Consider the following 13,444-nt stretch of genomic DNA (forward strand, 5'->3'; position numbering starts at 1 on the left):
GGCGCGGGGCGTGTAAAGGACCCTCCGGGCGTGTCGCGAACAACAACCCGGTCAGCCGCTGGAACTGCTTCCACAGCTGGAACCGCTGCTGCTGGAGCAGGAGCTGCCGCCGCTGCTTGAACTCCCGCAGCTGGATCCGCCACCGCTGGAGCTTCCGCAGCCGGTCCCGCCACCACCGCCTCCGCTCGAGCAGGCGCTCGCGGAACAGCCACCGCCGCCGACGCCGCTGTCGGCCCCGCCTCCCGTTCCTCCGGAAGCGCCGCCGCAGCCGCCCGGACTGCCGGGAGTGCCCGCGCACCAGTGCAGGGCCGCGAGCGTGAACGCGTCCGCGGTGGCGCTGTTGGAGGAGGTGCGCGTCATGGTCGGCCTGGGCATCCGGGCCGACGCGATCAGCTGGGTCCGCAGTTCCGTGTCGGGTACGGCGCGCAGTCCGCGCAACCCGACCTGGTGCGCGGCGTCGGGGAAGTAGGTATGGGCGGCCCGGTACTCGGCGGCGGCGCGGCGGCCGGCCAGCGTCGTCCGCCCGGCGTTGTACGCGCCGCAGACGAGGGAGACGATGATGCCCGCGAAGAGGACGGGCACCACCTTGAAGACGAAAGGCACCTCGAAGGGTTCGCGTGCGACGCCCACGGACAGGGCGATCGAGACGATGAGCAGCGCGAACGAGCCGAAGCCCAGGGTGAGGCACCACCGCTTGCCGGTCAGCCGGTCCGCGGGGGACACCATCATGCCGCGCGCGGCCAGGCCGTCGCCGATCTCCTGGACGGCGGGGCCGCGCATCACCGCGAGGCGCAGCTCGTGCAGGGCGCCGCTGGGAGCGGCCGCCAGCTGCTCCAGGACGGCACGGCCGACATGGTCCCGGGCCCGCAGGTCGGGGCGGAGCACGACGACGAGGCCGGGACCGCCGACCCCGATCACTCCCTCGGCGTGCAGGGCCGCCAGGGCCGTGTCCACGACGCGGGGCGGGCCGCCGAGGAGGAAGGCGGCCTCGGCGAGGTCGTGGACGGAGCCGCCGCGGTCGGCACGGGCGGCGCGGAGGTGGGCGATCGTCATGGCGAGGGTGACGAGGACGGCGGCCCAGACGATCAGGGCGAGGAGGTTCATGCGGCCCTCTTTCCTACGAGCGTGGCGCGGACGGCGCGGATCAGTCGGGTCGTCCGGCCGGGCGGACGCGTGTCGGTGCGTTCCTGCCACCACCGGGTGAGCCGGCGCCGGGCGTCGGGGTCCTCGGGGCGGTCGGCGACGAGCAGGCTCTCGACGAAGGCGAGGGCGTCGCGGCGGTAGCCGCCGGACATGGGGCGGGTCCGGGCGTACGCGAAGAACGCGCGGCGGTAGCCGTCCCCGAGGATCTCGGGCAGCTCGGGCGCGATCTTGGCGATCACCTCGGCCCGCTTGCCGACGAGCGCCCGGCTCTGCACACCGAGCCGCCGCGTGTCGAACCCCTCGGGCGCGGGAGTTCCCGCGACGAGCGCGGACAACAGCGCGGCCTGTGCCACGGCGACCCGGTCACGAGCCCGCTCCGGACGAGCCTCGACCGGCCGGGACGCGACCTGGCCGCTCTCCGCCCCGGGCGGGCCCGCCGCGTGGGGTGAACCCGGGGCGAGTCCCCGGACGCCGCCCTCGGAAGGCTGCTCAGGGGTGCCGGGCGGCTCGGCGACGGCATCGCCGTGCTCGCGCGCGCCCGCTGTCTGCGGCATCGGACCGCCGGAGACCCGCGCCCCCGCGCCGATGAGCAGCGGGCGCTCGATCCCGGAGGTCGCCGGAACGCCGCCCGCGACGGCCGCCACCCGGTCTGCGGGGACCCCCGCCCCGGCCTCGGCGGACGTCGTCCCCGCCTCGGCGGGCACCGCCCGGGTCCCTGCGGACGCCGTCCCCGTCCTGCCGACCGACCCGGTCAGCCTTTCCCGGATCGCCGTCAGTTCCGACGCCAGTTCCTCGGTGGGAGGGAAGTGGTCGTCCCGTTCCAGCAGGACGCCCGGTGGGGAGATCCTCGACGCCAGGTCCGAGAGGATGTCGAGGACCGGCTCGGGGACCGGGTGGGCGTGGGTGTCGTGCCAGACGCCGTCGCGTTCGAGGCCGCCCGCGACATGGACGTACGCGATCGCCTCGACCGGGAGTTCGGCGAGGGCCTTCGACGGGGACTCCCCGCGGTTGACGTGGTTGGTGTGGAGGTTCGCCACGTCGATCAGGAGCCGTACCCCCGTACGCTCCACCAGCTCCGCCAGGAACTGGCCCTCCGTCAGCTCCTCGTCGGGCCACGAGATCAGCGCCGCGATGTTCTCCAGCGCCAGCGGCACCGGCAGGGCGTCCTGCGCGATCCGGACGTTCTCGCACAGGACGTCGAGCGCGTCCCGGGTCCGTGGCACCGGCAGCAGGTGCCCCGCCTCCAGGAGGGGCGTCGCGGTCAGCGCGCCCCCGGCCCGTACGAACGCGATGTGCTCCGTCACCAGCGGTGCCCCCAGCGCCTCCGCCTTCGCGGCCAGCTCCGCCAGCCGCCCCGCGTCCGGCCGGTCCGCGCCGCCGAGGCCCAGCGAGACTCCGTGCGGCACGACCGTGACCCCGCGCGCCCGGAGCCGCTTCAGCGAGTCGGGGAGGTGGCCGGCGCACACGTTCTCCGCGACGACCTCCACCCAGTCGATGCCGGGCAGCGCCTCCACCGCGTCCGCGATCTCCGGCCGCCAGCCGATGCCGATCCCGAGCGCCGTGCGGAGCGCGGAGTCGAGTCCTGTGCCGGGCGTCGTGCCGAGTGCCGTGCTGCGTTCCTTCATGTCCCCCTCCTTCGGTCCCCCAGCTGATGGCCCGGCCGGAGACGTTCGAATCCAGTCGGAGGGACGTTCAGAGGTTGATTTGAGGTTCCTGCGGTCCTACGGCTCCGAATGCGGCGTCACGATCCCCGCCTCCGGCACCGGGCGCGACGTGAACGACTGGTCCGTCCCCGAGGGCACCACGGGCGAGGGCACCGCCGGCGAGGGCACGACCGGCGGACCGGTGGGCGGCGAGGTCTTCCGGCCCGCCGCCTCGTTCGCCAGCGCGTCGTGGTCGACCATCCCGGTCGCCTCCAGCATGGTGATGTGGTCGAGCACCGTCTGGTTCGCGTCGCTCGCCAGCTGCCGGATCAGCGTGTTGCGCGTGGTGTGCCGGACCTCCGCGACCAGCGCGAACACCTTGCCGTGTGCGTTGCGCAGCAGGTTCGCGAACTTGCGCTCGTACTCCTCGCCGCGCGCCGCAGTCAGCTCCCGCAGCCATCCCTGCTGCTGCTCGGTGGGCTGGTTCGGCAGCTCGACGCCGAGTTTGGCGGCCACGTCCCGGGCCCGTCGGTCCAGGTCCGTGTGGCCGACGACGAGGTGGTCGCCGCACTCCACCATGGCCCGGCTCGGGGCGCGCTCGATCGCCTGCTGGCCGGCCGGGAGCTCCCAGAGGCCGGCCAGCCTCACCTTGACCAGGAAGTCCCGGTCCGTGGCGGACAGCGGCCCCCACTGGGTGGCCACGCTCGACGCGTTCAGATTCGCCTGGCCGGTTCCGGAGCGGTCGGCATAGGACCAGACGGGGAAGGCGAGCGCGCCGACCGTGGCGACGAGCGCCGCGATGATGAGGACCGTCCCGTTGACGCGTAGCGACAAGGTGTCTCCCGTACGTTCGAAATTTCGGTCACCGCAGACTGACCGGTAAGGACGCTTCCGTTCAACCCACTTGGCGGTATCGGGAGATACGTACTACGGGGCGGGCGCGTTCAGTCGCCGTTCGAAACGAGCACGGGGAATTCGGACACGACCGTGCACGAACCGGGCGCGATCTCCGTGAATCCGGCGTCCCGCACCACCGGCAGACCGCTCGTCGTCAGCTCCGCCCAGCGCGCCGGATCGGCCGTCCGCACGGCCAGCGGGAAACCGGCCTCGCGCCACGCCTTGCGGTCCGCGTCCGACATCTCCCACCACGCCAACTGCGCCCCGTGCCCCGCCTGGGCCATCGCCTTGCCCGCGGACATGTCCAGATCGGGGTTGAGCCACAGCACCGCCGCCCCGGGCCGCGGTGCGCCGGGCACGGCCGGGTCCTCCAGGTCGGTGCCCGACACCTGGAGCTTGGCCAGCTCCTTGGGCCAGCCGTCCAGCGGAACCGGCGGGAACACCCGTACCTCCGCGGCCTCACCCGTCACGGTGATCCCCGGGAGCGTCTCCGTGCGCCGCCACTCCGCGCCGCGCGCCCGGCGCACGACCTTGCGGATCCGGGCGTCCTGCCAGTCCGTCATGGCCTGCGCCCACTCGCCGTCACCGTGCGCCCGCTCGTCGGCGAGGATCGTCAGGACGGCGCGAGCGGCCGTCTCCAGGGCGTCGGTACGGGCCGGGGGCTCGGCCTTCTCGATCCGCACCACCAGCGGGAGGACGAATTGGGGCTTCTCATCGCGGACATCGGTTTCGTTGCTGCTCACCAGGCAAGTCTGCCACCGCTCGCAGAGGTGCTTCTTGTAGGAATCGGAGGTTCCGGGACAGGATGCCCTTCATGAAGAGCGATCTTTTTGCCAGCGAACACCTTGCCGAGACCGCGACGTTCCCGGGCATGAGCCTGCAGAACGCCAAGTGCGTCAAGTACGCCGTCAACGGAGAGATGCAGGCGCGCCAGGGCTCGATGATCGCCTTCCGCGGCGACCTCCAGTTCGAGCGCAAGGGCCAGGGCATCGGCGGGATGCTCAAGCGCGCCGTCACCGGCGAGGGCCTGGCGCTGATGGCCGTCCGCGGCCAGGGCGAGGCCTGGTTCGCGCACGAGGCGCAGAACTGCTTCATCGTCGAGGTCGAGCAGAACGACGCGCTCACCGTGAACGGCCGCAACGTCCTCTGCTTCGACTCCACCCTCAGCTACGAGATCAAGACGGTGAAGGGTGCCGGCATGACCGGCGGCGGCCTCTTCAACAGCGTCTTCAGCGGCTACGGCAAGATCGCCCTGATGTGCGAGGGCACCCCGATCGTCATCCCCGTCACCGCGCAGGCGCCGGTGTGCGTCGACACCGACGCGGTCGTCGGCTGGAGCGAGCAGCTGCGCACCTCGCTGCACCGTTCCCAGTCCGTCGGCTCGATGATCCGCGGCGGCTCGGGCGAGGCGGTTCAGCTGAGGCTCGACGGCGAGGGCTTCGTCATCGTCCGGCCCAGCGAGCTCACTCCGCAGAAGACCTCGAACTGAACCTGGAACGGGTGGGGCGCCGTTACGGCCTGCGCGGTCCGTGGGTGCTGCGCGAGGTCGGCCTCACCGTGCCCGTCGGCGCCCTCGTCCGGATCACCGGCACCAACGGCACCGGCAAGTCGACACTGCTCCGGCTCCTCGCGGGCATCGACGCGCCGACGGAGGGCCGGATCACCGGCCGGCCGCGGCGGACGGCGTACGTCCCCGAGCGCTTCCCGGTCGCGCTGCCCTTCACCGCGCGCGGCTATCTGACCCACCTCGGGCGCGTCCAGGGGTTCGGCCGGGCGGGCGCGGCGGCGGGGGCGGGGGAGTGGCTGGAGCGGTTCGGCGCGGGGCCGTTCGCGGACACCCCGCTCGCCGAGCTCTCCAAGGGCAGCAGCCAGAAGGTCGCCGTCGCCCAGGCGCTGCTCGCCGCTCCGGACCTTCTGGTCCTCGACGAGGCCTGGACCGGCCTCGACACGGGCGCCCGCCATGAGCTGGACCGGGCCGTCCGCGAGCGGGTCGCTGCGGGCGGGACGGTCGTCTTCGTCGACCACGATCCGCGGCGGCTCGCGGGCGAGGCCGACGCAGAGTTCACGGTGGAGGAGGGGCGGGTTCGGTCCGGCCGTCCTCGACGCGACGACGCCGTACGGGCCCGCGTGCGCATCGTGGTCTCCGGCGGCCGCCCGCTGCCCGAGGGGCTGCCGGGTTCGCCCTCGTACGAGCCGGGGTCCGACGGCACGACCGTGTACGCCGTCGACGCGGCGCACTCCGACGGACTGCTCCGGGCGCTGCTCGACGCCACCTGGCACATCCACGAGCTGAGCACCGAAGGCGTCCGGGTATGACCGCACTGCTGCGCTATCAGACCGACCTGCTGCTGCGCTCGCAGCGCTGGCTCGCACCCCTGTTCCTGTACGCGGTGTTCCTCGGCGTCGGTGTGCAGACCGGGGAGCCCGTGCTCGGCGCCCTCGGCTACGCGGCCGCCGCGCTGCTGCCTGTCACGGCCTGGGTGGTGCGCATCTGCCTCACCCAGGAACCGTCCGCGGCGCGGAACGTCGTGGCCGCCGCGGCCGGACGGGGACGCGCGCACCTCGCTGCGGTCCTGGCCGCCGTGGCCTGCGCGGCGCTCCTCGGCGTCGTCGCGGTCCTCGGGGTGACGGCGGTGAGCGACCTCCGCCGCGTCGACCCGTTCGAGGCCGGGACCTCTGGCCTGCTCGCGACCGAGGTCTGTGTCCTGACGGGTGCCGCCGTCGGCGCCCTCAGTACCCGGCCGCTCGTCCGATCCCGTGGCTGGTCGCTCGCGGCGCTCGTCCTCGGCTCGCTCCTCGCGCTCGTGACGACCGGCTCACCGGCGCAGTACGCGGTGCAGGGCCTGATCACCGGCTCCCGCACCGCGACCGTCACGATGCCCTGGCTCGCCCTCGTGGGCGCCCTGCTCCTCGCCGGTGCGGCGGCGGCCGTGAGCATCAGGGCCACGGCCTGGCTGGAGTGAGTACCCTCGCACGTATGGACGAGGACACGTCGTACTGCGAGCCCACCGAGGTGACGGCGGTGACGAAGCCCGCCGAAGGCCCGTACGCCGAGTGCGTGTTGTGCAGGAAGCCGACCGAATACCCGGAGTCGACCCGGGGGATCACCCTCTGCCCGGTCTGCGAATGGCACGAAGCCCAGCGAACGGCCTGCTCCGGATAGCCTGGTGACGCGACATCACACTCGCCACACGGAGGACGAGGCGAAGTCGGCGCACCGGCTGGGCGACCCGGGGTGGCTGGGCGCGGCGGTCACCCGGCTGGCGACGCTGCTCCCGACGTGGGGCGTCACGGCGAACCGGCGGGCCGCGGAGGTCGTCGCGGACCTCCATGACGTCGCTGCCTAGGACGCCCGCTCCGCCATCAGTTCCGAGACCTTGACGAAGCGGTAGCCCCTGGCCCGCAGCTCCGGGACGATCCGGCGGATCGCCTGCTCCGTGACCGGGGCGGCGCTGCGCGTGCAGTGCATGACCACGAGCGAGCCGGGCTTCACGCCGTCCAGGACCTGCCGGGCGACCGCGTCGCCGTCCTTGGCGAAGGCGTCGCCGCTCACCACGTCCCACTGCACCGCCGTGACCTCGGCGGGGGCGAGCGCGCGCAGCGCGTCGTCGTCGTAGCAGCCGCCGGGGAAGCGGAAGTACGGCACCACATTGCGCGCCCCGGCCTTGCGGAACGCCTCGAAGGCGCGCCGTACGTCCTTGGCCATGTCCTTCTTCGCCACGGTCGGCAGTCCGTAGCAGGGCGAGGCGAAGGCGTAGTGGCTGTACGAGTGGTTGGCGATCTCGAAGCGGGGATCGGTGCCGATGGAGCGCGCCTGGTCCGGATACTCCTCGGCCCAGCGGCCGGTCATGAAGATCGTCGAGTCCACCTCGAGCCGCCGCAGCGTCGCGATCAGCGCGGGGTTGTCGAAGCGTTCCCCGTCGGCCGCACGCGGCCCCTGGTCGGCCGTCATGTCGGCGTCGAAGGTCAGCGCGACGACCTTGTTCCTGCTCCCGCCCTTGCCCTTGGGGGCCCGCTCGAACACCGGAGTGAGCCCCTCCGGGCCGGGCGCCATGGTGGGCGGCGCCTTGCGCACCGTCGCCGGGCCGGCCGCGGCGCTCGCGCTCGGCGCCTTGCCCACCGGCGTGCTCGGCGCGGTGGACGGGGCGTCAGGCGCCGTCGCCCTGTCGGCCGTGCCCCCGCCACAGCCGACAAGAACGGCGCCCAGCAGAGCGAGCGCCGACATTCTTCGTACAAAAATGGTCATCCATGGAAAGTAACCGATCAGGAAGCGAGCAGCCGCCTACGGCTCTCGGCCACGTCGAAGTCACCCGGCGGGTACCGCGGATCCAGCGCCTCCAGGTATTCCAGGAGCAGCGTGCTGATGGCCCAGTTGCGGTACCACTTACGGTCGGCGGGGACGACGTACCACGGCGCCTCCGGCGTGGAGCAGCGCTCCAGTGCCAGCTCGTACGCATGCTGGTACGCGGGCCACAGCGCCCGCTCCTCGATGTCGCCCGTGTTGAACTTCCAGTGCTTGTCCGGGTTGTCGAGCCGCTCCAGAAGCCGCGCGCGCTGCTCCTCGTACGAGATGTGCAGGAAGACCTTGACGATCGTGACACCGTCGTCCGCGAGGGACTCCTCCCAGCGGTTGATCTGGCCGTAGCGCCGGCCGAGGTCGCGGCGCGGGACCAGGTCCCGGACGCGGGTGATGAGCACGTCCTCGTAGTGCGAGCGGTCGAAGATGCCGATCTCGCCCGGCACCGGCAGGGCCCGGCTGATCCGCCAGAGGAAGGGGTGGCCCCGTTCCTCCGTCGTGGGGGCCTTGAAGGCCCGGATCCGGCAGCCGGACGGGTTGAAGTAGCCGATCACATGTTTGACCGTGCCGCCTTTGCCGCTGGTGTCCATGCCCTGGAGCACGAGCAGCAGCCGGCGCCGGTCGCCGGCCGTGCTCGCCGCGTAGAGGCGCTCCTGGAGCTCGGCGAGGCGTGGGGCCAGACGTGTGGTGGCCTCGATCCCGGCCGCCTTGTCGGCCGGGCCGGCCGGGATGGCCCTGGCGGAGTACGAGGAGAGATCGACCGGCTTGCCGACGGGGAGGCGCAGCACCTCCCGCAGGGCCGCGGACCGCACCGGCGGGGTCCGCGGCTGCTTCTTCCCGGACCCCTTGGCCGCCTTCCCGTCCTTCTTCTCTTCCTTCTTCGCCATCTGCGCCCCTTCGGGTCCGTCGCTCGCCTTCTCCCGATCCTGCGACGGAATCGACGGACCCGCGAACGGTGCGGCGAAGGCTAGGTCAGCACCATGGGCCCGTCACCGCGAACGTCGTCCCGGGGGTGTAGCAGTTGACGTACATCGTCCGCCCGTCCGGCGAGAACGTGACCCCCGCGAACTCGCCCCACTCCGGGGCCTCCGGCGTTCCGATGTTCTGCGCCCCGCGGGCGACCGCGTACACCTCTCCCTTCCGGCTCACGCCGTAGACGTGCTGGCCGCCTTCGCCGTCCTCGCTGACCATCAGACCGCCGCTCGGGGCGAGACAGATGTTGTCCGGCGACTCCCCGGGCAGCTGGATGTCGGTGCTCGGACCGAAGACGACGACGAGCGTGAGTCGGCGCCGGTGCGGCTCGTACTTCCACACCTGGCCGTAGTGGGTGGCCGCCGAGCCGTCCGTGGCGCGGGCGAAGGACGAGACGAAGTACACGGCCCGCCCACCCCAGTAGCAGCCCTCGAGCTTCTGCGCGTGCGTGATGCCCTTCGGCCCGAAGTCCTGGAGCCTGATGGGTGTTTCGACCGCCTGCGGATCCGGTACGGGGACCCACTCGACGCCACCGAAGCTCGCCCCGGTCTCCTGGACCACGGAGAGGTCGGGCACGCCCGGCACACGCATCGCCTCCAGGGCCCCGCCCGCACGCAGTGAGCCGTGGCCGCCCAGCGGCTTCTCCGGCAGGAAGCGGTAGAAGAGCCCGAAGGGCCGCTCGAACGCGTCCTCCGTCTCGTACACGATCCCGCTGTCCGGGTCGACGGCGATCGCCTCGTGCTGGAAGCGGCCCATGGCGGTCAGCGGTACGGCTCCGGTGCGGTGCGGGTCGGCGCCGTCGACCTCGAAGATGAAGCCGTGGTCCTTGGTGTAGCCGTTGGTCCCGGCCTTGTCCTCGGTCTCCTCGCAGGTCAGCCAGGTGCCCCAAGGGGTGGGTCCGCCCGCGCAGTTGACCGCGGTGCCGGCGATCGCGACGCGCTCGCCGAGGACGTTGCCGCGGCCGTCCAGCTCGATCGCCGTACAGCCGCCCTTGGCGGCCGGGTCGTACGTCAGGCCCTCCACGGTCGGGACGCCGATCTTGCCCGTGACCCGGTTCTCATGGTTGCGGACCAGATGGACGCGGCCCCGGCGGCCGGCGAAGGCGGCCATGCCGTCGAAATTGCTGGGGACGAGGCCCTCGCCGGAGCGGAGGGGGTCGCCCTGGCGGGAGAGGACCTTGTAGCGGAAGCCCTTGGGGAGGTCGAGGAGCCCGGCCGGGTCGGGGATCAGCGGGCCGTATCCGGCGTGACCGCGAGCGGCCGCCGTACCGGCGAAGAGTTCGGAGAAGGCGCCCGCGAAGGCGATGCCGGCGACGGACGCGCCGGTGCGGGACAGGATCTGACGTCGTGTTGCGGACATGAGGCAACCCACTTTTCCTGTTGGCGGACAGGTGTGTGATGTGACGTGTGACCCGCATGTGTGTATCACGCACTGTGGTGACAGGTGAACCATGCGGGCCACAACGGCCTCATGTGGCGTGAGCGATCAGGCGAGTTCGGCGGTCAGCGTGATCGTCGTGCCGGTGAGCGCCTGGCTGACCGGGCAGTTCTTCTTGGCGTCCTCGGCCAGCTCGAGGAACTTGTCCTTGTCCAGGCCCGGGACCTCGCCGCGCACGGTGATGTGGCTGCCCGTGATGCCCTTGCCCGGCACGAAGGTGACGTCGGCCTTGGTCTCCAGGCGGGTCGGCGGGGTGTCGTTCTTGGCCAGAATGTTGGAGAAGGCCATCGAGTAGCAGGAGGAGTGTGCGGCGGCGATCAGCTCCTCGGGGCTGGTCTTGCCGTTCGGCTCCTCGGTGCGGGCCGGCCAGGAGACGTCGTACGAGCCGAGGCCGGAGGAGTCGAGGGTGACGACGCCCTTGCCCTTGAGGAGGTCGCCCTCCCAGACGGCGTGGGCGGAGCGGGTTGCGGCCATGATGAATCCCTTTCGATCGGGTATGGCCCCCAACCTACTGCTCCACCAGACCCTTTGCGTCCCGTGCCAGGGCGGTGAGCCGGGAGATCGCCCGGAAGTACTTCTTCCGGTACCCGCCCTTCAGCATCTCTTCACTGAACAGCCGGTCGAAGGGGAGCCCCGAGGCGAGCACCGGGACCTCGCGGTCGTACAACCGGTCGGCGAGGACCACGAGCCGCAGCGCGGTCGACTGGTCCGGGACCGCCTGGACGTCGGTGAGGCAGACCGCGGACAGTCCGTCGGTCAGCGCGCCGTACCGGCTGGGGTGGACCTTCGCCAGGTGGTCGAGCAGGTGCGGGAAGTCGTCGAGCGAGGAGCCCGGCGTCGCGTACGCCGCCTTCGTCACCTGCTCCTCGGAGTACGGGGCGGGCGCCTCGGGCAGCCCGCGGTGACGGTAGTCCTCGCCGTCGATCCTCAGCGGGCGGAAATGGGCGGAGAGGCCCTGGATCTCGCGCAGGAAGTCGGCGGCGGCGAACCGGCCCTCGCCCAGCTTGCCCGGCAGCGTGTTGGAGGTCGCGGCCAGCGCCACGCCCGCTTCCACGAGCCGGCTGAGCAGGGAGGAGACGAGGACGGTGTCGCCCGGGTCGTCCAGCTCGAATTCGTCGATGCAGAGCAGTCGGTGTCCGCTGAGCGTCTGCACGGTCTGCTGGAAGCCCAGCGCACCCACGAGGTTCGTCAGCTCCACGAACGTGCCGAAGGCCTTGAGCCCCGGCTCGGCGGGCGTGGCGTGCCAGAGGGAGGCGAGGAGGTGGGTCTTGCCGACGCCGTAGCCGCCGTCGAGGTAGATCCCGCGCGGGCCGGTGGGGGCGGCGGGCTTCTTGGCGAACCAGCGACTGAGTGCCGGACGCTTGCCGGCGCCGGTGGCGTGGGCACCGCCGAGCCCCTCGGCGAAGGAGCTCAGGGCCTTGACCGCGTCGGTCTGGCTGCGCTGGTTCGGGTCCGGGATGTAGGTGTCGAACCGCACCGAGTCGAAGCGCGGCGGCGGGACCATCTCGGCGACGAGCCGGTCCGCGGGGACATGGGGCTCCCGGGCGCAGAGGGAGACCGGAGCGGCTTCGACGGAAGCGGCTTCGGTTATGACACGGGAGGTGTGGGAGGCACGGGTCGACACAGTTCCCCACTGTAAGCGCCGTGTCAGACTGCGAGGATGCGACGCCTGTTCCCTGTGACGGACATGACAGCCGACGATGCCCTCGCCGGGGACCGGGAGTGGTCCCTCGACGAGCTGGCCGATCTCTACGCGTACCCGGAGCTGCCCCCGGAGGGTGTCTGGCTGCGCGCCAACATGGTCTCCTCCCTCGACGGGGCAGGTCAGCACGACGGCCGTTCCCAGCCCCTCTCGTCCGACAGCGACATGCGGATCTTCGGCGCACTGCGGGGGCTGGCCGACGTGATCGTGGTGGGGGCGCAGACCGTACGCCAGGAGGGGTACCGGCCGGCCCGCGCCCGGGACGTGTTCGCGGCCCGCCGGGCGGCCGCCGGACAAGGGCCCGCGCCGGTGATCGCGGTGGTCAGCGCCTCCCTGGACCTGGACTTCTCGGCCCCGCTGTTCACCGAGCCGCTGGTGCCGACGCTGATCCTGACCGGGGCCGCGGCGCCCCCCGACCGGGCGGACGCGGCCGTCAGGGCGGGCGCGGAGGTGGTCGTCGCCGGCGACGGGCCCGGCGTGGAGCCGGACCGCGCGAAGGCGGCGCTCGCGGAGCGGGGGCTGCGGCGCCAGCTGACCGAGGGCGGGCCCCGGCTGCTCGGCCAGTTCGTGGCGGCGGGCGTGCTCGACGAGCTGTGTCTGACGGTGTCGCCGACGATGACGGCGGGCACCGCCCAGAGGATCGCGGGGGGCCCGTCGGTGGACGTCCCGAGACGGTTCGCCGTGGCGTCGGTGCTGGAGGAGGCCGGGTTCCTTTTCACCCGCTACCGTCGGATCTGACAATCGGCGGAATTTGTCGTTCCGGTTAGCTTCCGCTGGGCACACTTACCCCCGTAGACCCCGTGCGGGCACGGGGAAGGATGGTTTCCGCAGAAGGGCTCCTGAGGTGTTCACAAGCGTTCTGATGATCGAGAAGCCCCTCACGTCCGTCGACGTGGAATTCGTCACCACCCTGCACGGCGAAGAGGCGGTGTCCTTCATCGTGCTGATGCAGCCCCGTGGTGACCAGGCCGATGTACTGCTGCGCGCCATCGACGACGTCGCCATGGGCGAGCTGAAGGAAGCGGCCAAGGAGGGTGACCAACCGGAGGGCAAGGAGGCCCGTGTCCCCGCCGAGCAGGCCCTGGAGTACTCGCTCCAGGCCCTGCGGAACACCGGCTGCGAAGCGGTCGGACAGGTGGTCGAGGACCACCCCCTCGACAAGATGAAGTCCGTCGTCGACGAGTCGGACGCCGACGAGGTGATCGTCCTGACGGCCCCGCACTACGTGGAGGAGTTCTTCCACCGGGACTGGGCCTCGCGGGCCCGCCACAAGGTCGGTGTCCCGGTCCTGAAGCTGTTCGCGCACAGCGAGTGACGGGGGCGGCCCGGACGGCCCCGGGCGCGGTGCCCGGG

At 72.1% G+C, this 13,444-nt stretch carries 16 protein-coding genes; 7 read left to right on the forward strand and 9 right to left on the reverse strand.

Annotated features, from left to right (window positions below; genetic code table 11):
• Positions 1 to 51: 51 nt before the first annotated feature.
• The 4 genes from ACFC0D_RS05970 to ACFC0D_RS05985 form a co-directional block, all read right to left on the reverse strand.
• Positions 52 to 1,104, reverse strand: a complete 1,053-nt coding sequence (locus ACFC0D_RS05970) for a TIGR04222 domain-containing membrane protein (RefSeq protein WP_376431476.1) — start codon at positions 1,102 to 1,104, stop codon at positions 52 to 54.
• Positions 1,101 to 2,768 (reverse strand): DUF692 family multinuclear iron-containing protein, encoded by a 1,668-nt coding sequence (locus ACFC0D_RS05975; RefSeq protein ID WP_376431478.1) that lies wholly within the window; start codon positions 2,766 to 2,768, stop codon positions 1,101 to 1,103. Before ACFC0D_RS05975 ends, ACFC0D_RS05970 begins: the two co-directional genes overlap by 4 nt.
• Positions 2,769 to 2,864: 96 nt before the next feature.
• Positions 2,865 to 3,620, reverse strand: coding sequence for a DUF4142 domain-containing protein (locus ACFC0D_RS05980; protein ID WP_376431480.1), 756 nt, complete (start codon positions 3,618 to 3,620; stop codon positions 2,865 to 2,867).
• Positions 3,621 to 3,730: 110 nt separating this feature from the next.
• Entirely contained in the window at positions 3,731 to 4,426 is a 696-nt protein-coding gene (locus ACFC0D_RS05985; RefSeq protein ID WP_376431482.1) for a peptidyl-tRNA hydrolase, read from the reverse strand.
• Positions 4,427 to 4,497: 71 nt separating this feature from the next.
• Between ACFC0D_RS05985 and ACFC0D_RS05990 the strand changes: the two genes are divergently transcribed.
• Genes ACFC0D_RS05990 through ACFC0D_RS06010 form a run of 5 tightly spaced genes read left to right on the forward strand, consistent with a single transcriptional unit; the run spans position 4,498 to position 7,030 of the window.
• Positions 4,498 to 5,172 carry an AIM24 family protein gene (locus ACFC0D_RS05990; RefSeq protein ID WP_376431484.1) on the forward strand — a complete coding sequence of 225 codons (675 nt, stop codon included), beginning with the start codon at positions 4,498 to 4,500 and terminating at the stop codon, positions 5,170 to 5,172.
• Entirely contained in the window at positions 5,169 to 5,999 is an 831-nt protein-coding gene (locus ACFC0D_RS05995) for an ATP-binding cassette domain-containing protein (RefSeq protein WP_376431511.1), read from the forward strand. Before ACFC0D_RS05990 ends, ACFC0D_RS05995 begins: the two co-directional genes overlap by 4 nt.
• A complete protein-coding gene (locus ACFC0D_RS06000; RefSeq protein ID WP_376431486.1) occupies positions 5,996 to 6,646 on the forward strand; it encodes an ABC transporter in 651 nt (216 codons plus the stop codon). Before ACFC0D_RS05995 ends, ACFC0D_RS06000 begins: the two co-directional genes overlap by 4 nt.
• Positions 6,647 to 6,660: 14 nt before the next feature.
• Positions 6,661 to 6,846 (forward strand): hypothetical protein, encoded by a 186-nt coding sequence (locus tag ACFC0D_RS06005; protein ID WP_376431488.1) that lies wholly within the window; start codon positions 6,661 to 6,663, stop codon positions 6,844 to 6,846.
• A 4-nt stretch (positions 6,847 to 6,850) separates the two neighbouring features.
• Positions 6,851 to 7,030 (forward strand): hypothetical protein, encoded by a 180-nt coding sequence (locus ACFC0D_RS06010; RefSeq protein WP_376431490.1) that lies wholly within the window; start codon positions 6,851 to 6,853, stop codon positions 7,028 to 7,030.
• Here the strand turns inward: ACFC0D_RS06010 and ACFC0D_RS06015 are convergent.
• The 5 genes from ACFC0D_RS06015 to zapE all read right to left on the reverse strand — a co-directional run bounded on the left by ACFC0D_RS06015 (position 7,027) and on the right by zapE (position 12,013).
• Positions 7,027 to 7,929, reverse strand: coding sequence for a polysaccharide deacetylase family protein (locus tag ACFC0D_RS06015; protein WP_376431492.1), 903 nt, complete (start codon positions 7,927 to 7,929; stop codon positions 7,027 to 7,029). The two genes, ACFC0D_RS06010 and ACFC0D_RS06015, sit on opposite strands and share 4 nt — an antisense overlap.
• Positions 7,930 to 7,946: 17 nt before the next feature.
• Positions 7,947 to 8,867, reverse strand: coding sequence for a PPK2 family polyphosphate kinase (locus tag ACFC0D_RS06020; protein ID WP_376431494.1), 921 nt, complete (start codon positions 8,865 to 8,867; stop codon positions 7,947 to 7,949).
• An 85-nt stretch (positions 8,868 to 8,952) separates the two neighbouring features.
• On the reverse strand, positions 8,953 to 10,311 hold the full coding sequence (locus tag ACFC0D_RS06025) for an alkaline phosphatase PhoX (protein WP_376431496.1): 1,359 nt from the start codon (positions 10,309 to 10,311) through the stop codon (positions 8,953 to 8,955).
• Positions 10,312 to 10,437: 126 nt separating this feature from the next.
• The gene (locus ACFC0D_RS06030; protein ID WP_329114651.1) at positions 10,438 to 10,863 is read right to left on the reverse strand and encodes an OsmC family protein; all 426 of its coding nucleotides are present in this window, start codon (positions 10,861 to 10,863) and stop codon (positions 10,438 to 10,440) included.
• 34 nt (positions 10,864 to 10,897) lie between these two features.
• Complete coding sequence (gene zapE / locus ACFC0D_RS06035; protein ID WP_376431499.1) at positions 10,898 to 12,013, reverse strand: cell division protein ZapE; 1,116 nt, start codon at positions 12,011 to 12,013, stop codon at positions 10,898 to 10,900.
• A 36-nt stretch (positions 12,014 to 12,049) separates the two neighbouring features.
• On the opposite strand from zapE, the gene ACFC0D_RS06040 reads away from it, so the two are divergent.
• Together ACFC0D_RS06040 and ACFC0D_RS06045 are read left to right on the forward strand one after the other, a co-directional pair.
• Entirely contained in the window at positions 12,050 to 12,829 is a 780-nt protein-coding gene (locus ACFC0D_RS06040; RefSeq protein ID WP_376431501.1) for a pyrimidine reductase family protein, read from the forward strand.
• A gap of 106 nt (positions 12,830 to 12,935) precedes the next feature.
• Positions 12,936 to 13,406, forward strand: coding sequence for an indole-3-glycerol phosphate synthase (locus ACFC0D_RS06045; protein WP_376431503.1), 471 nt, complete (start codon positions 12,936 to 12,938; stop codon positions 13,404 to 13,406).
• The last annotated feature ends 38 nt before the right edge of the window (positions 13,407 to 13,444 follow it).

The organism is Streptomyces sp. NPDC056222 (assembly GCF_042264065.1).
Taxonomy (GTDB): domain Bacteria; phylum Actinomycetota; class Actinomycetes; order Streptomycetales; family Streptomycetaceae; genus Streptomyces.